The organism is Geobacillus sp. 47C-IIb (assembly GCF_014679705.1).
Lineage (GTDB): Bacteria > Bacillota > Bacilli > Bacillales > Anoxybacillaceae > Geobacillus > Geobacillus thermodenitrificans.
In genome coordinates, this window is sequence record NZ_CP061473.1 from 2,654,263 (window position 1) to 2,675,451 (window position 21,189).

Below are 21,189 nucleotides of genomic sequence, written 5' to 3' on the forward strand. Positions count from 1 at the left end.
GACATGCGCATTTTGCATACGGCGGACTGGCATCTCGGGCGAACACTCGAGGGTCGAAGCCGGTTGGCTGAGCAGGAGGCGTTTATCGATGAGCTCATCGAAATTGTCGAGAAAGAACAAATTGACGCCATTTTAATGGCCGGTGATGTATTTGATTCCGTCAATCCGCCGGCGGCGGCGGAACAATTGTTTTACGAAAGTTTAGCCCGCCTGTCCGACAAGGGACGGCGGCCAGTCGCCGTCATCAGTGGAAATCATGACCATCCGGACCGCATCAGCGCCGCCCGGACGTTGCTTTCCGATTATCATATTTTTCTGTTCGGCCGTCCGGAAGCTTCCGTTTGCCGAATTGATGTCCCCTCATGCGGGGAGACGATGATGCTTGCTCCGTTGGCCTATCCGTCCGAATCGCGCCTTGCTGAGCTGCTGTCGTCTGATCATCGGGAAGCGGTGCTTCGTGACCGTTATGATGACCGCATCCGTGCACTGTTAGAGATGATGGCCGCTTCATTCACTGAAAAGACGGTCAATATAGTGATGAGCCATCTTTATGTCGCCGGCGGCCGTACGTCCGATTCTGAGCGGCCGATTGAAGTAGGTGGCGCCTATACAGTGGCGGCGACGAGTTTGCCGAAAGCCGCCCAATATGTGGCGCTCGGTCATCTACACCGGCCGCAGGACGTCAAACGGGCGGAGACGGCAGCACGCTATTCCGGTTCACCGCTCGCTTATAGCTTTTCCGAAGCTGGGCATGCCAAATCGGTCACGGTCGTTGATGTGCACCCGGGCGGGGCGGCTAGCGTGACGGAAATTCCGCTTGCCGCCGGCAAGCCGCTCGTCCGTTGGAAGGCGACAGAAGGGCTCGCCCAAGTGTACCGTTGGTGCGAGGAAGGAAAAGACCAGTCGTGCTGGGTTGATTTGGAGCTCCATGTGACTGAGCCGTTAACAATGGAAGAAATTTACCGGTTGCGCAAGCTTCATCCAGGTTTTGTTTATATCCGTCCGGTGTTTCCCCAACGGGTGGAAGAAGAGGCTGAAGTGAGCCGCGAGGCGCTCTCGCTTGAAGAGATGTTCTGCCGTTTTTACAAACGGCAAACAGGGGGACAGACGCCGGATGAAGAGCTCGTCCGCCTTTTTTTAGAGCTGGCGGCGGAAGAAGAGCAGGAGGGGGGAGAGGAGTGAAGCCGATTTCACTGACGATTGCCGGGCTTCATAGTTTCCGCGAAAAACAGACGATCGATTTCACTGTGCTGTGCGATGGTGGCGTGTTTGGTATTTTCGGTCCGACCGGAAGCGGCAAATCAACGATTTTAGACGCCATTACGCTAGCGCTGTTCGGCAGTGTTGAGCGGGCCGCTAACCGCACTCAAGCGATCATCAATCATGCTGAACAAGAATTGTTCGTCTCATTTACGTTTGAGCTCGAAAATGCGGCGGGAGCCAAACGGTATACAGTGGAGCGCAGCTTGAAAAAGGTGGACGAGTGGCGGACGCGAAGCGCCGTCTGCCGGTTGATCGAACATCAACCGGAGCCGGTCGTGCTCGCTGACAAACTGTCCGATGTGGACAAAGCGATTGGACAATTGCTTGGTCTGACGATGGAAGATTTCACCCGGGCGGTCGTCTTGCCACAAGGCAAATTTGCCGAATTTTTATCGCTTAAAGGGGCAGAGCGGCGGCAAATGCTGCAGCGCCTGTTCCATCTTGAACGGTATGGGGACCAACTAAACAAAAAGCTGAAAGATCGGCTTATCGCCGCTGAACAAGAAGAGGAAAAAATCGAAGCGGAGAAGGCCGGGCTTGGTGACGCGTCGAAAGCAGCACTCGAGCAAGCGGAGACAGAGGAGCGGGAGCTGGCAGCGCTGCTGGCGAAGCGAAAAAAAGAGCTTGAGGAAGTCGAAGCAAATGTTGAACGGACGAAACAGCTTTGGGTGTGGCAGCAAGAAAAAGAAACGATCGAAAGAGAGCTGGCTGAGCTGCGTCGGCATGAGCCGGATATCCGTGCACTCGAAGTAAAAAAAGAGCGCGCTGAGCAGGCTGAGCGCATTTGGCCATACTGGGAACAGTACGAACAGGCGCGACGTTCACAAATAGCGGCCCTCAAACGGTACGAAGAGCTGGCGCGAAAGCTGGAGACGGCCAAGGCTAGCCACGAGGAAGCAGTGCGCCGCTATGAGCAGGCACGGCTGGAAAAAGCGAGGCGAGAACCAGAGTTGCTGGCGCAAACAGAGCGGCTGCGCCAGGCGGAACAACTCGAGCGGCAAATGGAGACAATCAAGCGCGAGCTTGCTGCTCTCGATGAGGAGCACAACCGTTTAGCGGTGCGGGAGAAAGCGGCGCAACGTCAGTTCGAAGAGGCGTCTGCTTGGTATGAACGCGGCATGAAGCGGCAGCAGGAGCTAAAAGAAGAGCTGCAACGATATACGGAGGCACTAGCTAGAAAAGGCGAAGTAGAGCGGGCGCATGGGGAGAAGCGGCAGATCGAGCAAGCGGCATCAGCCGTCGCCCGTGTTGATGCACAGCTTCGGCAAAAGGAAGAGGTTTGGCGCCAAGCGGAAGAGGAACGGATCAAGAGGGAACGTCAGGCGGCCGTTGCCGGCGCTCGGCTTCATCAGCTGTTTCGACTTGTGGAGAAAACGTATCATTCCGTCTGTGAGCGGCAGCAAGACATCGAAAAACGGCTGTATGCGTTGCAGCAGGACATCGAGGCGGAGCGGGAGCGGATTGAGGAAGCGCGAACGGCAGAACTGGCGGCTGTACTGGCAGAACGACTCCGCCCCGGGGAGCCGTGCCCGGTGTGCGGGTCGCGCGAACACCCACATCCGTCCACCAAGCCGTATTCCACCGGCCAGGGGCGACTGCCTGATCTTGAGCAGGAGCGGCGACAATGCGAGCAAGATTTACAAACTTTGTTTTCATTAAAGGCGCAGCTCGAACAGCTTGCGGGGCTTGCTGCTGGTCATGGGGTACCTCCTGTCTTTACTGAGGGCCGCCCGACAGAAGAAGTGAGCGATGTCTTCGTTGAAGTACGAGCGCTTCAGCAGGATATCATTGAGCAAAAAGAATCCGTTTATCGGGCGCTTGCACAATGGAACGAAGCGGAAGCAGCAAGGCGTGAAGCGGAAAACGCATGCCGATGGGCAGCAGCTGATATGGAAGCGTTGCAAGCTGAGAGGCGGCGTCTAGAAGAAGAACGGCAGCGGCTTGAACAGCACTGGCGGCAGACCTACCCTTCTTTTTCGCTCGAGACGATCGACATCGTATACGAGCAGCTTCGTGAACAAGAGAAAAAGTGGCGCGATGTGCAAAAACGGCTTGAGGATAGTGTGCCGTTTTTAGAAGAAAAACAGCGGGCAAAAGAGAAAGCGGCTGAAGAACAACGTCGGATCGAGACGGAGCGGGTTCGCCTTGACTCACTCATTAGCACCAAACAGCAGCTATGGGAAGAGTATGAACGACAGCGACGCGAGAAAGCTGGTCCTAACCCGGCGGCTCAGCAACTTCGGGAAGCGGAATCGGAATGGCGCCGGCTGCAAAACGATGAGCAGCAGGCGTATGATGAATGGCAACGTGTCCAAAAAGTGTATCAAACGCTAGAAAGCGAGACAAAAGTGGCCAAGCAGGCGGTCGAAGAAGGCGCACGTCGTGAAGAAGAAGCGCTCGCCCGTTGGCGCCTCGTCCTTGCCGATACTACGTTTGCCGATGCTGAAGAAGCTGAACGGGCGAAAGCGACGAAGGAGCAATGCAGCGAGTGGGATGAAGCCATCCGCCGCTATTGGCGCCAAGTTGAACAGGCGGAGCACCGTCGGGCTCAACTTTCGGCGGCCCTTGGCGAGGAGGCAGTGAGCGCTGAACAATGGGAGATGTTGCAGCGTGTATACGCCGAGCTAAAAGCGGAAATGGAAACGATGACGCAACAACTTGGGGCGGTTCAAGGAAAAGTGGCGGAGCTGAGAAAAAAACATGCTCGTTTTGTTGAACTCGAGGCAAAGCAAACGCAGCTCAGCCGGCAAATCGAGCGGTACAAGCAACTGCAGACATTGCTTCGTGGCAATAGTTTTGTCGAGTTTATGGCGGAAGAGCAACTCGAACAAGTGACGGCCATAGCGGCTGAGCGGTTGCAACGGTTGACAAGGCACCGTTACTCGCTTGAACTTGATTCACAAGGCGGATTTCTCATTCGCGATGACGCCAACGGCGGCGTCAGAAGGCCAGTGGCCACGCTCTCCGGTGGGGAAACGTTTTTGACCTCATTGTCACTGGCGCTGGCGTTGTCGGCGCAAATTCAGCTGCGCGGCGAATATCCGCTCCGGTTTTTCTTTTTGGACGAGGGCTTTGGTACGCTTGACGCCGAGCTGCTCGATATGGTGATTTCCGCTTTGGAGAAGTTGCATACACAGCAGTTGGCGGTCGGCGTTATTAGCCATGTCCAAGAAATTCGCACGCGTCTGCCGCGGAGGCTCATCGTTGAGCCAGCGGAGCCATCGGGCCGCGGCACGCGCGTCCGGCTGGAAACGATGTAGAGAGCGTTCATTCAATGAACGGAACGAGTTTTTGGTAAAGTAAAAAAGGGGGCAGTCTGCCCCCTCTGTTTGTTGGCTTTTGGTCATGTTCAGTTGTTAGCGGTAACGTTTTGGTCAAACACATCTGAGTCAATCGTGTTCGTAAAGCTAATGACGTTGTTCGTCATGATGAGGTCACCAGTATTAAAGCCGCCGGATCCGCCTAGTGCTTTTGTAGCGACTTTCGGTGCAATATACAGGCAATCACCCATTTGGACGACGGCGCCGCCTTCGACGGAATTGATTTTAATCGGTCCAACGAATGAAGGCATTACGAATCCCTCCCTCTTGTTGGCGCAGGACCGTCTAGATGGCGGATATGTTTAATTCGTGACTCCGCCTCTACGGTGGAGGTTGACCCGATATGAACGATAGACGAAGAAGAAATCCCGAGCACGCGGACTGACCGAGCTGAAATGACCGGAGATTGATGGAGCGTCTGCTTTGAAGTGATCGGCGACGGAAAAGACCAGCGTGGGATCGGTTTTGTAAAGACGGGGAATGTTTGTTCTCCTTCTGAACCGAAAAACAACTCGTGTTGCCGCTGAACGGCTAAATCGCATGTACGGGCAGAAATCCGTTCTGAATCGCCGATTTGCAATACAGAGCTAATGACTACTGTTTCCGAATGAAATGCTTGCACAACTGACGTTCGCTTCACGATTCTTCCCCTCGAACCTGCACGAGCGGAACGAACGGACCGATAATAAGCGATTCCGGCGGTGTGTCAAACGCAGATGATAAGTTGATCACATCGGCGTCGCCGATTAAAAACAGTGAGGCGCTGGCGACCGCCACAAGATGGATATCGCTGACGTGCACATCGCGGTTGATGACGGTGTAATTCACGTTTATCCCCCCCCAGAAGGCAAATGTTTGAGAAACGCATCAAGCGATTGTTCGATGTCAGCTTTCACTTTTTGAAAAATTTCATTTTCGACCGTCTCATCGCGGTCACCTGGCGGAACATAACCATTGTTCGCTTTCTCCTGCAAATAAAAACGAATGCGTTCGTCCGTTTGCCGGGCAATGTCTTGCAAAATAAATTGCCGGTACGTATCGTCAAGGCTGCGGCCGTATTGGCGTTCAAGCTGTTTTAGCGTTTCCGGTGCTTCCTTGTTGAGGTAGGAGGCCACTTTTTCTTGAATGGGGCGCATCAGCACGGGTTCCGGCTTCGAAATCACTGTTTTTTCTGGGTCAACGGCAAAGTCTTCAATTGTTTCCCCGGTTCCTGGAGGGGTGATTCCGATGTTTAGCGTCCCTTCAAGCGTCTCGATTTTGAGTTGATCAAATTTATATTCAATCCGTTCGATCGATGTGCGCGGCTGGGCCTCGATTTCCTGAAGCTGGGCTTCGAGAATACGAAGGCGTCGTTCAAGCACCCGTATTTTTTTGGTTTGCCATGATAAATAGCGGTGTAGCTTGACGAAATACTCGTATAAACTCATCGTGCACTCCCATCCTCTCCTAAGAGCCCTCTTACTTCAGTATATGGACGTCCCCTGGTTCTCATCACTCTTTTCTGTTGAGTTTAGAGATTGGCCGAATGGAGAGGAACGAGAGGGCCGACCGGTTGCGCTTGCGGACCGAGCGGTACAGTCGCTTGCGGGGCTGGACCGGTGAATCCACCGGTGTTGGAGAGCGTCGACAGTGCCTGAATGCTGCCAGCACTGCCAATTTGCAAAACGGATGAGTTTGTCACCGAACCGATCCGCAATTGATGAATGCAAATGCTTTGGCTGATATAAAAATTCAACCTCCTTCCCCTCCTCTATACGTTGCCAACGACATTTTCGTCGGCAACATCAGCGTCATTCGTGTTCGTATTGCTGTAATAGTTATAGATATAAAGCCCGTCGCCAGTGTTAAACGAACCGGCTCCAGCGAACGTTTTTGACACACTTTGCGGGGAAATCGCAAACACATCTCCAATATGGAACACGCCGCTGCTCCCGACGCTGTTCAGTTTCACGATTCCGACAAAAGCCGGCATGGGGCATGCTCCTTTCATCACTTCGTAGGTAATACTAGTGTATGGGCACAAGTCGGAAAACGTTCGCTCTAATTGTTGGCTGTATTATTCGAGTCGGAAAAGTCCGGATCTCCTGTGTTCGTAAAGCTAACAAACGTATTCGTCTGCAAGAAATCTCCGCAGTTGCTGCCACCTGCGCCGGCATGCGACTTACCTGTGCTCTTTGGCGCGATTTGTAATACATCGCCAAAATTGACGGTGCCATCCCCGCTCACATGGGTAATTTTAATCGGGCCACTAATAAATGAAGGCATAAGACTTCCTCCTCCCCCCGTATCTTTAATTATATTGTATGAAAGGGGAGAAAAATCGGTTCAGTGGAGGACAGAGGTCTAGGTGGCCGCCAGCTTGGCTGCATACGATAAAAAAAGGGGAATGGAGAGAAAGGAAGGAGAAGGCGATGCCAGCAATCGTCATTGGCGGGATTAAGGTTACGAGCGTGGACGGCAACGGCACCGTAAACATGGGGGATGTGTTACAAATCGCTCCCAAAAGTACATTAAAAGCGAACTCCGGTGCCGGCGGTGGCAATACTGCTGAGTTTTTGCAAACGAACACGTTTTGCAGCGTCACGAATACGATTGATTCAGATGTGTTTGATTCTGGTGTAAAAGGAAACAACTAGACGGTCGACAATGAAAAAGACCGTCTTTTTCTTTTTTTTCTATCTTCACTATATAATGTTATTGGGAATTTTCTAAAATATATGGTCGGGGAGATGAACGTACCGCTTTGTGCATACCCATCGGAATGCCTGCTGAATAAAAGCAGCGGAAGAAAGCAAAAACCGGCTATCCGATGATCGGATGCGAAGTGAAAGTCGTCAACGATCACGGAGAGGAAGTGCTGCAGAGTGGACGGGTAATCGGTGAGGTGATTGCCCGCAGCCAAAGGGGATTGGAAAAATGACGAAGCGACAGTTGGCTGCATGCAGGAGATATGACGACAGGACATAATGATATCGTCAGCCGAAAAAAGGATATTATTAGTGGAGAAGAAAACATTTCCTCGGTTGAAGTCGAAGGAACGCTTTATGCTCATCCAGCTATGCTCGAAACGGTCATTCGTTATCGCCGTGTCGCATGAAAAATGGGGAAACGCCGTATGCATTCGTCGTTGTTCAACCCCGGGCATACGAAGAGGAACTGATCACCTTTTCGCGGGAAAAATTGGCTCACTTTAAGGCGTAGCATTTGTGGATGAACTGCCAAAGACCGCCTTTGGAAAAATTCAAAAAGTGTATTTACACCGTCAATAGTGGGATTCGCTCGAAAAAGCGGGGTGTTACGTAAACGGATGACGTGACGGATGCACCACTGCGCTAACCAGAGACACGAAATGAAAACGACAGGCGGACGAATCGCCTCACATGACGGAAGGGCGCGGTTCGGCGGGGACATGACCGCTAGCTGTAAAGTGAGCTGATGAGGCGTTGGGCGATGCGATGATGTTGCTGAATAGGTGAGCTGGCCTCCTCGACATAACGGAGAGATAGAAAGAAGGGATCATGTGACGCCTTTATCGGCAGATCGAATTGCGGCAGTTGATGTTTTGCGCGGGTTTGCCTTGTTTGGTATTTTGCTTGTTAATATGCGTTATTTTTCGTCACCGGCGTTATATGTGGAAGACGTTGACGGCAACACCTTCAACCGTGTGGTTGCCGCAGCGATCGATCTTTTGTTTGAAGCAAGCGCCTATCCGCTGTTTGCCTTTTTATTCGGATTCGGTACGATCGTACTTTGCCACCGATTGCACCAGCGTGGGGAGCGGCCGTTTCCGATTTTGCTGCGCCGCTTCCTCCTTTTGCTTGTGATCGGCATCATTCATGCATTCGGCCTTTGGTTTGGCGATATTTTAATTCCGTACGCGCTTGCCGGGCTTATTTTGCTTTTGTTCATGAACGCCCCGTCACATTGGTGGCGGATGGCGGCGTTGGCCGGTTTTTTCTTTTTTCACATCCTCGTAATATTGTTGCTATTCATGAGTATGCTGGCCGGGGGAACGGAGACAGCTGAGGGCCAAGCGGCAGAGGCAGCTGCCGCCCTTCACCATTATCAAAGCGGAACGTTTCGCGAGGTATTTTGGCAGCGATGGCACGATTGGTCGTATCTCAATGGTGATGGCGGACTTTTATTTACGTTGTTGGCTGTATTGCCGTTTTGTTTCCTCGGCGGATATGCCGCTAAAGAGCATTGGCTCGAGGCCGGACGCTATCCAACCGCTGCGCTGCGACGTTTGATGAGTGGAGCGCTATGTCTTGGCCTGGCGTTAAAAACGATTCCGTATTGGGCTGGGGCCAACACGTTGACGATGTATATTCAAGACAACTTTGGAGGTGCTGTTTTGGCAGTGTTCTACGCCATTGCTGCCATGTTGGTTTGCAGGAAAACGAACTGGCAGCCAGTGTGGCGATGGCTGCAAGATGCCGGAAGAATGTCGCTTACTCACTATCTCACACAGTCACTCATTTGCACCTCCCTTTTTTACAGCTATGGTCTTGGATGGTACGGACAATTGAACGAATGGCAAGGAGCGCTATTGGCGATCGGGATATATGTCGCTAGTTTATGGGCAAGCCACTGTTGGTTCACCCGATTTCGTTTTGGCCCGGCAGAGTGGCTGTGGAGATGGGGAACGTACGGGATGCGTCCACCTTTTCGACGACAGCCGGGTCAATAAAAAATCCGTCCCTCATTGGACGGATGGAACAGGCGGTTCAAAAACCGTGGTTTGCTGCAAATATTGGTTGATCAATCGGTCAAGCTCTTGGCTGCATTGGATCGTTTCTTTCGCTGTAAATCCATAGGTGAGAGCCAATTCGATCATTTGTTGTCGTTTTTCTTCGATTAGTAGGAGAACCATTTCCTTCACCATCAATTCTATTGAAATGTTGGTTAAGGCTTGTCGCTACCAGTGACCGAGGTGAGACCTTTGTTGTATGACTAAGGTCATAACTGACAGCTATAGTGGAAACTAAACATTATTATACATATAACGACGGAAAAAGGAAGCGATTCGGGAAAATAAGTGGTAAATTTCCTAATTTAGACAAAATTCTACAAAAAACAGGACTTTGTCTCGTGAATAGCGAATAGAATAGTCAATGCGCTGCGATGGGGGGATGCAGTCTGTATGCCTGCTCCCGTGCATTTGAACACTTAGGTAGAGAAGGAGAGGAAGACAGTGAAACTAATTACGGCTATTTTCAATGGAGGAGAACCAGCAATCGGAGTGGTGCCGGAAGGGGAGGAGACGGCTATTCATTTGCGCCGTGCTGAACGGGCGATGGACGGGAAGGAGACCATTCCGTCATCCATGCTAGAGGCCATCGCCCAAGGGGATGCTTTTTTGGCTCGAGCTCGGGAAGTTGCCGATTGGGCTCTTCGCTACTCGGGAGCGAACTACGTCTATCGCCTTGGTGATATTCGCCTCCTTGCCCCGATTCCGCGGCCGGCGAAAAACGTTTTTTGCATCGGCAAAAACTATGTTGACCATGCGCTTGAGCTGGGAGATGCCGCTGATGTACCGAAGCATTTAATCGTCTTCTCGAAAACGCCGACGACGGTCATTGGCCATGAGGAAACGATTTTGCGCCATGCGGATGTCACTGACGAAGTGGACTATGAAGGGGAGCTCGCATTGATCATTGGTAAAAAAGGGCAGGCGATTAGCCGCGAAGAAGCGCTCGATTACGTATTTGGATACACGATTATCAATGATGTGACCGCCCGTGATTTGCAGGAGCGACACCAACAATATTTGCTCGGCAAAAGCTTGGACACGTTCTGTCCGATGGGGCCATGGATCGTGCCAAGCAAATTTGTAACAAATCCGAACGCTTTACGCATTGAAACGCGAGTGAACGGCGAAGTACGGCAGCAGGCGAGCACAAAACAGTTTATTTTTCCGATTGAATCGATCATTGAGACGATCTCAAAAGGCATGACGCTTGAACCGGGCGATATTATTGCTACAGGAACGCCGGCTGGGGTCGGCAAAGGAATGAATCCGCCGCGCTTTTTGCAAGCAGGTGATGTCGTCGAAGTGACCATCGAGGGAATCGGCACGCTGCGCAACAAAGTCGGGGAATGAGCTAAGCACAAACAGAGATAGCATGCCGCCGAAAAGGGTTATCAAAAATAGAGGAGTTTTTCATCTTTCGTAATGTTTGTCAACAGCTTGCCGCCCATGCTATGATGAGAATGGACTTGGGAAAGTTGGAGGGATACACATTGACACATGCCCATATTACGAGCTGGTTCATTATGATTATCTTATTCTTGATCGCTGTATCGATGCAGCGTTCAGGGGCGGCCAAAGCCAACATTATAAAAATGGTTTTGCGGCTGTTTTATATTATAACTATCATTACCGGTTTGCTTTTGTTGCATAGCATCGCCTCGATTTCTGGACTTTACTGGCTGAAAGCGCTCGCCGGATTATGGGTAATTGGAGCGATGGAAATGGTTCTTGTGGCGGGAAAAAAAGGAAAAAGCATGGCGGCAGGATGGACGCAATGGGTGATTGCGCTTGTTGTGACGTTATTCCTCGGTTTGCTGTTGCCGCTCGGCTTTGATTTGTTCTAAACAAAGCGGTAGCCCAACAGCGGGTTGCCGCTTTTTCCTTCGAGAAAAATGTAGTATGTTAAAATCAATAATTATTTTTTAGTATTCTGATTGTTTTGTTGATGGGGGAGGCGTTATTGTTCATGCGTTCGTTGCGTTGCCGCCATGCCGAGGAACTGTACCGGCTAGTCGAGGATGATTTTTCTGCGCTGCCTGGGTCATTGTTCATCCAAGTTGCCGCTGACGATGAAGAGCAGGTTCGCCATACGGTCGAGTTAGCGGCACGCCGTTGGCCGAGCGCCCATCTTGTCGGAGTGGCGGGATCATTGCCGATCATCGGCGAAACAACGTTTTTAGCCAGCGTGATGTCAATGGCGCAATCCAGTGTTTCGTCGCTGGCCTTGTCGGCGGTTGACTCTGCTCATCCGACCGAGCTGGCCGCGCAGATCGCAGAGGCGGTCATTCACGAAGAAACGGCATTGCTCTTATTATTTACCGATTGCCGCGCTGCTTTGCTGCCTCTTCTCCGTCATTTGCCGCTTGCCAACGAACGGATGACCATCGTCGGCTGCACCCTTCCGGACGGTTGCGCTTTATTTTCGCGCGACGGCCGTCTTGATAAGGGGGTGGTCGCTGTCTCATTCAGCGGCGCGTCACTTCGGGTCCGCTGTTTCTCCCCGTTTTTATGGGAACCTGTTGGTTTGGCGTTCTTAGTAACGAAAAGCTCCGACCAACAGATCGGCGAGCTCGACGGGCAAAAAGCATCACTTTATTTAGAACGCTATTTAGGGAAAGAATTTATTGATCGATTACCATTTTCTGGAATGGAGTTTCCTTTTGTTGTGGAGCGGAACGGATATTATGATTGCTTGCCGATCATAGGGATGGGTGAAAACGGAACGATCACGGTCAACGGCCATGTTAGTGAAGGGGAAAAAGTGAGATTTGCTTACATGCATGCTCCCTCATTTTACTCAAGCATGCACGATTTGACGATACAAACGGCTAAGCAACCAGTCGGGGACATGATATTTTACTATAGTACGGCATTAGAAGGGTATACGCGTCCAATGCTTGAGGGGATGGTTTCAGCGTTCGGGAAAGCTACTTCATTTCCGGCTATGGAGGTTATGGTAAAAGACGCGTATACAACTGGGCGCTTAGGAGCGTTTGCTGCTGTTTCATTAATGGAAGGGGCAGTGTCGACACAAGACAGGCCAACTTTGGATATACCGCAGCCGCCGGAAGGGATAACGACGTTAGCTCAGTTGATGTCGACATCATCACGCGATATGGAACGGCTTCATGCCCGCCTGCAGATGTCTGAACAGCGATATAAATCACTGTTTGAACATAATACCGATATTGTGTATTCCACCGATTTGCACGGTCATTTTACAAGCGTCAACCCTGCCTTTGAACGAGTGCTTGGCTATAGGAAAGAAGAAATTTTATATACCAATTCCCTCAAGTATGTTCATTCAAGCGACATCCCCCGCGTCACCCGCTATTTTTACCGGGCACTGCGCGGAAATGTGCAAACGTATGATTTGGAAATTCCGACGAAGTCAGGAGAACGGCTCCTTTTTCAAATGAAAAACATCCCGATTATTGTTGACGGGAAAAAGGTCGGCATTTACGGGATCGGGCACAACATTACAGAGCAAAAGAAAGCAGAGGAGAAAATTTCTTATTTGGCGTACTACGACCCGGATACAAACTTGCCGAATCGGACGAAATGGATGGAATTGTTTTCTAAACAACTGAAAAGAGCGAAACAGAAACAGCAGAAAGTAGTAATCGCCTTAATTGATCTCGACCGGTTTAAATGGATTAACGACAGTGTTGGTCATTACGCTGGCGACGATATTTTGCGTCAACTTGTTGAGCGTATGAAGCGCGTGCTGCCGGCCGGAGCGCAACTTGGACGATTTCATGGCGATAAGTTTTGTTTGCTTTTTCCGTTAAAAACGAGCGCCGGGGCGGCGACCGAAACCGCGCTTCAACTTGTACGCGAAGTATCGAAACCGACAGTGTATAGCCAAAAAGAGTTTTTTATTACGGCCAGTATCGGATTAGCCGTGTTTCCCGATGACGGAGCGGACGAACACACGTTGTTGCGTCATGCCGACATGGCAATGAACAGCGCGAAAAAAAGCGGCGGCAACCGGGTGGAGCGCTACTGTGCTCAAATGAATGAAGAAGCGGTGCACCGGCTGGAAATGGACAGCTATTTACGCAAGGCAGTCGAAAAAAATGAATTGTTCCTTTGCTATCAGCCCATTGTCAACGTACGGACTGGTGCGGTCATCGCTACAGAGGCACTTATTCGTTGGCGGAACCCGCAGCTTGGACTGGTGCGGCCGGATGAGTTTATTCCACTGGCTGAAGAAACCGGATGGATTCATGAAATCGGGCGTTGGGTGCTGCAAACTGCTTGCCAACAGACGAAGCGATGGCAAGAGATGACGGGCAATGACAAACTAGCTATTTTTGTCAACGTTTCTGCCGTACAGTTTCAGCATGAACGATTTGTAGATGATGTGAAACGAGCGCTCAAGCAGTCGAATTTGTCGCCGTCATGCCTACATCTTGAACTGACGGAACATTCGATGCTTCGTCATCTATCGAGCACGATGCGAACGCTAGACGAATTAAGGCGGCTTGGCGTTGGCATCGCCGTTGATGATTTCGGGAGCGGGTATTCTTCGTTCCATTATTTAAAGCAGCTGCCGGCGACTATTTTGAAAATTGACCGGGCGTTTATCGAGCATTTGCATGCTAATGCGTCCGATGCGGCTATCGTTAGCGCGATGATTACAATGGGGCGTGGGTTAGGGCTCGAAACGGTTGCTGAAGGGGTTGAGACGCTAGAACAGCTTGAACGTCTCCGCGACTTACAATGTAGCTATGCTCAAGGGTATGCGCTTTGTCCGCCGCTTATGGCTGAAGAGGTGACTCCGTATGTGGCAGGGCAGCAATAAGTATTTTTATCTAGTTGATCAATAAGGATAACGTCGCCACCGTATCCGATAAAGTGGCTGTTTACTTTTCAGTTGAAGGCGGGATACCCGGTCAGCAGCGAAACAACGCAGCTGCCGACCGCTTTCGTCTTCAGCCGATTTGGGTGCAAATGGCCCGTTCACCGTTGTTCAACGTGATTTCAAATCGGTCGCTGGATGCTTGGCCGCGCTCATAGTAATGGTGGACACTACCGATCTGTTCGGTGTTGTCATAAATGATGAAATTGACGCCGGTTGATTTGGCAAACAATAGGCCGTTGTAGCAATACAGGCAATCGTAAAGAGAAAAACCGAGGCTGTTTAGCCATTGAACGAACTGAAAAAAAGCTGGATCGGGGAGCGAGGCCAGCCATTGCCGATACGCATATGTCAGCCGTTTGCGGAAACGGATACGGTCGCCGTTTGTCAGGGGAAAAATGCCGAGATCAGTAGCGATCATGCCGGTTTCTTGCCACTGTCCGGATAGCCAGTGACCATAGCGGAACAGCTCGATGCCTTGTTCCGCCATTTCTTCGACTAGAGACGCTTCCTCCGCCTCTTCATCAAAAAATATCCATTCATCGTTCACAAACTCTACAGTTCCTTGCACGTAAGCACGGGGCTGTTCAGCAATACACTGCAAGCGCTCTTCAATATCCAATTTTTTCATCCTCCTTGTATTCCTCTTTTTTTCCACTTTTTTGTTTGTTTATTCGTTTGGTTGTTGTCTTCGGACAATTCATCGAAATCAACGATAGTGCATAAAATGGAATCATGCCGAAGCGGCAATGACTATCGCTCTGCTAGGAGGAACGATAGTCGAGGATAGCCGCGAGGAAAAAGGGGAACGGGCGATCGAAAGAACAATGTGAACGGTTCGGGCGAACAAATATTTATTTGCCATTTTTGATAAAGAAAGGATTGGTTCGTATGTGTGGCATCACTGGCTGGGTGCATTTCGGGCGTGATTTGCGCCGTAAGCAAGAGGTGATTACCAGGATGACGGAGACGCTCGCTAAACGTGGACCGGACGATACGAATACATGGCTCGACACTCATGCTGCGTTCGGTCATAAGCGGCTCGTCGTTATTGACCCGGCCGGCGGCAAACAGCCGATGATCCGGAACAAAAACGGACACCGCTACACGATCGTTTACAACGGTGAGCTATACAATACGGAAGACATCCGTAAAGAACTGTTGCACAAAGGCTACCGGTTTGACGGCCATTCTGATACAGAAGTGCTGCTCGCCGCTTATATAGAGTGGAAAGAACAATGTGTCGATCGGTTAAACGGTATTTTTGCCTTTGCTGTTTGGGATGAGGAGCGGGAACTGTTATTTATGGCGCGTGACCGTCTTGGAGTCAAACCATTGTTTTACCGTCAACAGGCTGAAGAGTTGCTGTTCGGCTCCGAAGTGAAGGCAATTTTAGCTCACCCTGATGTAAAAGCAGAAGTCAGTTATGAAGGGTTAGCGGAGGTATTTGGGCTCGGTCCGTCGCGCACACCGGGACATGGAGTATTTTATGGTGTCCAGGAACTGCGCCCGGCGCACGCGTTAACCTTCTCCCGTACCGGGCTTCGCGTCTGGCGGTACTGGAACGTCGAAAGCGATGTCCATCGTGATTCGCTCGGGGAAACGATCGAGAAGCTGCGTTTTTTATTGACCGATGCTGTCACACGCCAGCTCGTTTCCGATGTGCCGGTATGCACCTTTTTGTCGGGCGGCGTTGATTCAAGCGCCATTACAGCGATTGCCGCCAACGCTTTCGCCGCTAACGGGAAAGGACCGCTCCATACGTACTCGATCGATTATGAAGGAAACGATCAATATTTTCAGGCGAACGATTTTCAGCCAAATACAGATGCGCCGTTTATTGAACAAGTGTCAAACAAGTTTCAAACGATCCACCATCGCTGCGTGATCACTCAAGAAGAGCTGTTCCAACATTTGCGTGATGCAGTGATCGTCCGTGACGTTCCAGGCATGGCTGATGTCGATTCTTCGCTCCTTTGGTTTTGTAAACAAATTCGTGAGCAGTTTGTCGTGAGTTTATCTGGAGAATGTGCGGATGAAATTTTCGGCGGCTATCCGTGGTTTCATCGTCCAGATGACTTAGCAAGAAAAGGGTTTCCGTGGATGCGCTCGATTGAAGCGCGCATTGGCTTGTTAAAAGAAGAATGGCGGAAAAAACTTCGCCTTGACGACTACGTGCAAATGCGTTATGAAGAAACGCTTGTTGAAGTGCCGCGTCTTGAAGGGGAAAGTGCCGAGGCGGCGAAGCGGCGTGAACTGTTTTACTTAAATATGATTTGGTTTATGACGACACTGCTTGACCGGAAAGACCGGATGAGCATGGGGGCGAGCCTTGAGGTACGTGTGCCGTTTGCTGATCACCGGCTCGTTGAATATGTTTGGAATATCCCATGGGAAATGAAAATGTACGGAGGACGAGAAAAAGGTATTTTGCGCAAAGCACTTGAAGGGCTGCTTCCGCAAGACGTGCTCTATCGAAAGAAAAGTCCGTACCCGAAAACACACCATCCGCTGTATACGAAGTTGGTGAAGCAATGGCTCAAGCAACTGCTTCGTGATCGTTCTTCTATCTTGCACGAGTTTTTCGATCAAGAAAAACTGACGGCGCTTGTTGAATCGGGAGGGAAGTCGTTCCAAATGCCATGGTTCGGGCAACTCATGACCGGACCACAGCTGCTTGCTTATCTTGGCCAGGTGCATGTTTGGTTTGACCATTACGGCATTCATATTAAAGAATAAGAGCTGCGTGAGGGCGCAGCTCTTATTCTATTGAATAGCAAAGAGAGCAGTACTATGCCATTTTCGCTTGCGGCGCCACCGCTTTTTTCATCCAGATGCGCGACCGCCATCGCCAAAGCATCAATAGTCCGCGCAACCATTCATCAGCGATGAACGATAGCCAAATGCCGACAAGGCCAAACCCGAGGGCAATGCCAAATACATACGCTACCGTCACTCCGACTCCCCACATGGACAAAATGCCCATATAGACAGGGAATTGCACATCCCCGGCCGCTCGGAGCGAGCTGACGATGACTAGATTGAAGGAGCGGCCTGGTTCTAGGATGATGGTCAACAGCAATAGTTTACGGCCAAGGTTAATCATTGACCGGTCATCAGTAAAGAGTGAGAGCAATGGTTCGGCGAACCAATAGGTGACAGCGGCCATTAGCACTGATATAGCGATTGCGCTGTATAAGCTTTTTAAGCAGCGGTCGTACGCTTCTTTGTACCGTCCGGCGCCGACGAAGTGGCCGACAAGAATTTGCGTCCCTTGGCTGACTGCAATGCCGAATAAAAACACGAACATGATAATGTTTTGTGTATACACCCTCACGGTTAGCGCTTCAGCGCCAAGCCATGTGATGAAGTAGGTGATGACCATTTGCGCTGTATTGTAAGAAAGATGTTCCCCGGCTGCTGGAACGCCGATTTTCAGCAACGAGCGCAAATGGCGGAACGGTAGCGTACGAAACGCCCGCGGGGCAAGGGAAATGCCTGCTCGTTTGGACAATAAAGCAACCAACACCGCAAAACCGATCAGCCGGCTTACTGCTGTTGAAATGGCCGCTCCTTCCGCCCCGAGGGGAGGGAGGCCAAACGATCCGAAAATAAGGAAATAGTTGCCGATGATATTCAAGACGTTCATGCCAATCGTTACATACATCGTATCCCGCGTAAAGCCGTAGCTTTTCAAGATGGCACCGACCGTCATCATGAGCGCCTGAATGAATGAAAATCCGCCGACAATGGTTAAATAACGGTTCCCTTCATCAAGCAGCTCTGCCGGCAAATCCATCATCCGCAAAATCGATGAGCTAAACGCAGCCAAACAGGCGCTCAACAGCAGTCCAAACAACAAGTTAGCGGCGATGGAAACAAGTGATACTTCGATCGCTTCTTGTTCTCGCTTGGCGCCTAAATATTGCGCGACGAGAACTGCCGTTGCCAAGGCAACGAAGTTGAACAACACGATCGTTAAGGCGATGATTTGATTTGCAACCCCGACGGCAGCGACCGCATGATCTGAGTACTGGCTGAGCATGAGCGTGTCAGCATTGCCCATCACCATATACAGCATCGTTTCAATAAAAATAGGCCACGTCAATGAAAACAGTGACCACGTTTTGGCCTCACGGCGCATGTTGTGACAACTCCTTTTTCTTATTCCGACTAGAACGATATATCAAGTTTAGCCAGTTTGTTGCATAATGGAAAGAGAGAGAAACGATTTCACTTGCATTTTTCCGACAAGAAAAGAGGGGATGACGATGGACTATGTCACGTTTTCGTTGCCACCTTTGCCTGTGTTCATTAAAGGGGCGGAAAGTGTATTTCCAGCAGGAAAACGTCATTTCCGCCGAACGTTTTCGGTCTTCGACTTGCTTTATGTCAAACAAGGCTGCTTATATATGACGGAAGACGGACGTGAATTTGCCGTTGGCAGTGGACAATATTTACTGTTGATCCCGGGAAGGGAACATTACGGGCATCGTCCGTGCAGTGAACGGACGGAGTATGTTTGGCTTCATTTTTTGTTGACGGATTATGAAGTGGTTGCCGATCACCCAGTCAGTCGGCAAACAGTGATGGAAAAAGAGGCGACGTACACGGAACCGATCCAATATCGGCTCGCCATTCGCCAATATGGGGAATTAAAACAACGAGAGAGGGCTGAACAGCTGCTCAACCAGATTGTTGAGTCAAACGTCGATCGGGATATCGAGCGGCCGCTGCGGCAGTTGCTTCTGTTTGTCGAATTCCTTTGGCACTTGCAAAAGCAAGAGCTTTCTGTTCCAAACGCTTCAGAACAGGTCAGCGCTGCGGCGGTGGCGTATATCGAAAACCATTTCTGCGAGCCAGTGACATTGGAGAGGGTTGCTCGCGAGCTTCGCTTTCATCCGGATTACGTCACTCGGTGCATGCAAAGAACGCTCGGGATGGGCTTTAGCCATTATTTGGCGTACTACCGATTGTCAAAGGCGAAACAATGGTTGGCTGAAACAAATGAAACGGTCGAGGCCATCGCCAAACGAGTTGGCATTGATGACAGCGCTTATTTCTCGCGTTTATTTAAAAAAATGGAAGGGATGACGCCGACTGAGTATCGGCGTATAGCCCAACGCGTATAACACCGGTGCAGCGGCTGCACCGGTGTTCATATATTGGCTGCTATTATGATTGTCTATGAAACAGGTCTACCAACGTTCTATTGCATAAAGTACAAACCCATAGGGCGGTAAGGAGGTGCAAAGCGTTTCTGCCTCGGCTGCAAACCGTTCCCCAGTCAAGAGGTTAACGAGCCATGTTCCTCTTGCATCGAGCGGGATCGGGATGTCGGCTTTTTGGTCGCTCCGATTGATGATGACTAACACCGTTTCATCTCCATCTGTTTTTTTGTAAATAAGATAGTTCATTTCATCATCGGCATGAAGAAAGGAGATTTCCCCGCGGCGTAGTGACCGATACTGTTTGCGCAGCGCTATCAGCTGCTTGACGTGTTGGTGCAGCTCTTTGTTTTGTTGCATCGGATCCCACACCATGCACTTCCGGCACTCGGGATCGTTTCCGCCCGTCATGCCGATTTCATCCCCATAGTAAATGCATGGTGAACCCGTGAACGTCAGTTGAAACAAAAATAACAACTTCACCTTGCGGATATCCCCGCCGCAAACGGTGAGAATTCTTGATGTATCATGACTGCCGAGCAAATTGAATGCGGCCTCGTTGACATTGTTCGGATACGAATGAAGTACATGCACCATTTGATTAGCAAACTGGCGTGCACCAATCTCTTCCTTGGCGAAAAAGCGGAGCACCCCGTCTGTAAACGGGTAGTTCATGACCGCGTCAAACTGGTCACCGCGCAGCCACGGCATCGCATCATGCCAAATTTCCCCGAGGATGTATACGTCCGGTTTCAGTGCCTTTACTGCCTGGCGGAACTCGCGCCAAAATTCGTGGTCGATTTCATTGGCAACATCAAGCCGCCAACCGTCAATGTCAAACTCACGAATCCAATATGTCGCAACATCAAGCAAATAACGCTTCACTTCTGGATTGGCGGTGTTCAGCTTTGGCATTTGTGGCACGAATGCAAATGTATCGTAATTCGGCCGCGGCTCTGTTTGCAGCGGAAATTCATGAATGTGAAACCAGTCCTTATATTTTGAGGACTCACCGTTTTTCCATACATCTTGGAACGGGGCGAACTCATAGCCGCAATGGTTAAACACGGCATCGAGCATAACGCGGATACCTTTTTCATGGCAACGGTCGATGAGCGTTTTCAACGTTTCTTTATCCCCAAAGTGTGGATCGACTTCAAAATAATCAGCGGTATCGTATTTATGGTTTGACGGAGAACGGAAGATCGGCGTTAAGTAAATACCGGTAATACCAAGGTCAACAAGGTAATCGAGATGATCGATAATCCCTTGCAAGTCGCCGCCAAAAAAGCTGGTTGGTGTTGGATCCTCGTTCCCCCACGGCCGCGATCCTTCTGGACTGATTGATGGGTTGCCGTTGGCGAACCGCTCAGGGAAAATTTGATACCAGACTGTATCCTTTACCCAATCCGGCGCCTCGAATAAGTCGACTCGATGAAGAAAGGGAAAGCAAAAGTAGTAAGCCGTATCATCGATTGGAGCCTCAAAGTAAAACCCTTTTTCTGTATAAACGAGCTTCTCCTCTCCTGAATACAGCACGAACCCGTAGCGTAACCGGCGATAGGGAGGTTTGACTTCGGCGAACCAATAATCAAACAACTCGTCACTTCCTGTTTTTCGCATCGGCATCGTTTGAAACTGCCAAGCTCCGTTTTGCCAGTCATACGGGTCACCATGCAGCAGCTCAACACGATCGATATCGTCTTTTTTTGTTCGAAGACGAAGATGGAGTGTCTCACTATCATAGGCATAGGCGTAGTTGTCAGCCGGGCGGTGGTAGATGGCTTCTTTCCTCATTTGGCCTCTCCTCCTTCATATATG

Annotated in this window: 20 protein-coding genes and 1 pseudogene; 10 read left to right on the top strand and 11 right to left on the bottom strand. The window is 50.5% G+C overall.

The annotated features are described in order from the left end of the window. Positions 1-3 precede the first annotated feature (3 nt). Positions 4-1,182 (top strand): exonuclease SbcCD subunit D, encoded by a 1,179-nt coding sequence (locus tag IC804_RS13415; RefSeq protein ID WP_011886887.1) that lies wholly within the window; start codon positions 4-6, stop codon positions 1,180-1,182. Beyond that, complete coding sequence (locus IC804_RS13420; RefSeq protein ID WP_081156982.1) at positions 1,179-4,523, top strand: AAA family ATPase; 3,345 nt, start codon at positions 1,179-1,181, stop codon at positions 4,521-4,523. The genes IC804_RS13415 and IC804_RS13420 overlap by 4 nt, the downstream gene beginning before the upstream one ends. 89 nt (positions 4,524-4,612) lie before the next feature. Here IC804_RS13420 and IC804_RS13425 read toward each other — a convergent pair whose 3' ends face one another. From IC804_RS13425 to IC804_RS13455, 7 genes are all read right to left on the bottom strand, one after another. Next, on the bottom strand, positions 4,613-4,834 hold the full coding sequence (locus IC804_RS13425; protein ID WP_008879086.1) for a spore germination protein: 222 nt from the start codon (positions 4,832-4,834) through the stop codon (positions 4,613-4,615). Beyond that, positions 4,834-5,223, bottom strand: a complete 390-nt coding sequence (locus IC804_RS13430) for a spore germination protein GerPE (RefSeq protein ID WP_008879085.1) — start codon at positions 5,221-5,223, stop codon at positions 4,834-4,836. Before IC804_RS13430 ends, IC804_RS13425 begins: the two co-directional genes overlap by 1 nt. Then, positions 5,220-5,411: a hypothetical protein gene (locus IC804_RS13435; RefSeq protein ID WP_008879084.1), complete on the bottom strand. Its 192-nt coding sequence runs from the start codon at positions 5,409-5,411 to the stop codon at positions 5,220-5,222. Before IC804_RS13435 ends, IC804_RS13430 begins: the two co-directional genes overlap by 4 nt. Before the next feature lie 2 nt (positions 5,412-5,413). Then, complete coding sequence (locus tag IC804_RS13440) at positions 5,414-6,010, bottom strand: spore germination protein GerPC (RefSeq protein WP_011886889.1); 597 nt, start codon at positions 6,008-6,010, stop codon at positions 5,414-5,416. An 83-nt stretch (positions 6,011-6,093) separates the two neighbouring features. After that, positions 6,094-6,318: a spore germination protein GerPB gene (locus IC804_RS13445; RefSeq protein WP_011886890.1), complete on the bottom strand. Its 225-nt coding sequence runs from the start codon at positions 6,316-6,318 to the stop codon at positions 6,094-6,096. Positions 6,319-6,333: 15 nt separating this feature from the next. Continuing rightward, positions 6,334-6,555, bottom strand: a complete 222-nt coding sequence (locus IC804_RS13450) for a spore germination protein (RefSeq protein WP_008879081.1) — start codon at positions 6,553-6,555, stop codon at positions 6,334-6,336. A gap of 68 nt (positions 6,556-6,623) precedes the next feature. Continuing rightward, a complete protein-coding gene (locus IC804_RS13455; RefSeq protein WP_008879080.1) occupies positions 6,624-6,848 on the bottom strand; it encodes a spore germination protein in 225 nt (74 codons plus the stop codon). A 146-nt stretch (positions 6,849-6,994) separates the two neighbouring features. On the opposite strand from IC804_RS13455, the gene IC804_RS13460 reads away from it, so the two are divergent. The 3 genes and pseudogenes from IC804_RS13460 (at position 6,995) to IC804_RS13470 (ending at position 9,273) form a co-directional block, all read left to right on the top strand. Beyond that, positions 6,995-7,219, top strand: coding sequence for a spore germination protein (locus IC804_RS13460; protein WP_008879079.1), 225 nt, complete (start codon positions 6,995-6,997; stop codon positions 7,217-7,219). Between the two features lie 146 nt (positions 7,220-7,365). After that, positions 7,366-7,852, top strand: a pseudogene (locus tag IC804_RS13465) (AMP-dependent synthetase); the annotation flags it as partial. Between the two features lie 251 nt (positions 7,853-8,103). Beyond that, positions 8,104-9,273, top strand: a complete 1,170-nt coding sequence (locus IC804_RS13470; RefSeq protein ID WP_081156984.1) for a DUF418 domain-containing protein — start codon at positions 8,104-8,106, stop codon at positions 9,271-9,273. Between the two features lie 12 nt (positions 9,274-9,285). Here IC804_RS13470 and IC804_RS13475 read toward each other — a convergent pair whose 3' ends face one another. Beyond that, on the bottom strand, positions 9,286-9,468 hold the full coding sequence (locus IC804_RS13475) for an aspartyl-phosphate phosphatase Spo0E family protein (protein WP_223812822.1): 183 nt from the start codon (positions 9,466-9,468) through the stop codon (positions 9,286-9,288). A gap of 309 nt (positions 9,469-9,777) precedes the next feature. Here IC804_RS13475 and IC804_RS13480 point away from each other — a divergent pair, with 309 nt between their 5' ends. From IC804_RS13480 to IC804_RS13490, 3 genes are all read left to right on the top strand, one after another. Next, on the top strand, positions 9,778-10,686 hold the full coding sequence (locus IC804_RS13480; protein ID WP_081156986.1) for a fumarylacetoacetate hydrolase family protein: 909 nt from the start codon (positions 9,778-9,780) through the stop codon (positions 10,684-10,686). Between the two features lie 140 nt (positions 10,687-10,826). After that, positions 10,827-11,180, top strand: a complete 354-nt coding sequence (locus IC804_RS13485) for a YisL family protein (protein WP_008879076.1) — start codon at positions 10,827-10,829, stop codon at positions 11,178-11,180. Positions 11,181-11,302: 122 nt separating this feature from the next. Further along, positions 11,303-14,143: an EAL domain-containing protein gene (locus IC804_RS13490; protein WP_011886894.1), complete on the top strand. Its 2,841-nt coding sequence runs from the start codon at positions 11,303-11,305 to the stop codon at positions 14,141-14,143. Between the two features lie 130 nt (positions 14,144-14,273). Here IC804_RS13490 and IC804_RS13495 read toward each other — a convergent pair whose 3' ends face one another. Continuing rightward, positions 14,274-14,822 (bottom strand): DUF2777 domain-containing protein, encoded by a 549-nt coding sequence (locus tag IC804_RS13495; RefSeq protein WP_081157088.1) that lies wholly within the window; start codon positions 14,820-14,822, stop codon positions 14,274-14,276. Between the two features lie 269 nt (positions 14,823-15,091). Here IC804_RS13495 and asnB point away from each other — a divergent pair, with 269 nt between their 5' ends. Continuing rightward, entirely contained in the window at positions 15,092-16,939 is a 1,848-nt protein-coding gene (asnB, locus tag IC804_RS13500; RefSeq protein WP_081156988.1) for an asparagine synthase (glutamine-hydrolyzing), read from the top strand. A gap of 52 nt (positions 16,940-16,991) precedes the next feature. Here the strand turns inward: asnB and IC804_RS13505 are convergent, their stop codons facing one another. Next, complete coding sequence (locus IC804_RS13505) at positions 16,992-18,344, bottom strand: MATE family efflux transporter (protein ID WP_081156990.1); 1,353 nt, start codon at positions 18,342-18,344, stop codon at positions 16,992-16,994. Positions 18,345-18,471: 127 nt separating this feature from the next. Here IC804_RS13505 and IC804_RS13510 point away from each other — a divergent pair, with 127 nt between their 5' ends. Continuing rightward, positions 18,472-19,332, top strand: a complete 861-nt coding sequence (locus tag IC804_RS13510) for a helix-turn-helix transcriptional regulator (RefSeq protein ID WP_081156992.1) — start codon at positions 18,472-18,474, stop codon at positions 19,330-19,332. A 66-nt stretch (positions 19,333-19,398) separates the two neighbouring features. On the opposite strand, the gene IC804_RS13515 is transcribed toward IC804_RS13510, so the two are convergent. Continuing rightward, positions 19,399-21,165 carry an alpha-glycosidase gene (locus IC804_RS13515; protein WP_081157003.1) on the bottom strand — a complete coding sequence of 589 codons (1,767 nt, stop codon included), beginning with the start codon at positions 21,163-21,165 and terminating at the stop codon, positions 19,399-19,401. Between the last annotated feature and the right edge of the window lie 24 nt (positions 21,166-21,189).

Coding starts and splice junctions, on each gene's coding strand:
- IC804_RS13510 (WP_081156992.1), top strand. CDS start 18,472: ATGGACTATGTCACGTTTTCGTTGCCACCTTTGCCTGTGTTCATTAAA.
- asnB (WP_081156988.1), top strand. CDS start 15,092: ATGTGTGGCATCACTGGCTGGGTGCATTTCGGGCGTGATTTGCGCCGT.
- IC804_RS13505 (WP_081156990.1), bottom strand. CDS start 18,344: ATGCGCCGTGAGGCCAAAACGTGGTCACTGTTTTCATTGACGTGGCCT.
- IC804_RS13450 (WP_008879081.1), bottom strand. CDS start 6,555: ATGCCGGCTTTTGTCGGAATCGTGAAACTGAACAGCGTCGGGAGCAGC.
- IC804_RS13440 (WP_011886889.1), bottom strand. CDS start 6,010: ATGAGTTTATACGAGTATTTCGTCAAGCTACACCGCTATTTATCATGG.
- IC804_RS13425 (WP_008879086.1), bottom strand. CDS start 4,834: ATGCCTTCATTCGTTGGACCGATTAAAATCAATTCCGTCGAAGGCGGC.
- IC804_RS13490 (WP_011886894.1), top strand. CDS start 11,303: ATGCGTTCGTTGCGTTGCCGCCATGCCGAGGAACTGTACCGGCTAGTC.
- IC804_RS13475 (WP_223812822.1), bottom strand. CDS start 9,468: ATGGTGAAGGAAATGGTTCTCCTACTAATCGAAGAAAAACGACAACAA.
- IC804_RS13455 (WP_008879080.1), bottom strand. CDS start 6,848: ATGCCTTCATTTATTAGTGGCCCGATTAAAATTACCCATGTGAGCGGG.
- IC804_RS13415 (WP_011886887.1), top strand. CDS start 4: ATGCGCATTTTGCATACGGCGGACTGGCATCTCGGGCGAACACTCGAG.
- IC804_RS13460 (WP_008879079.1), top strand. CDS start 6,995: ATGCCAGCAATCGTCATTGGCGGGATTAAGGTTACGAGCGTGGACGGC.
- IC804_RS13515 (WP_081157003.1), bottom strand. CDS start 21,165: ATGAGGAAAGAAGCCATCTACCACCGCCCGGCTGACAACTACGCCTAT.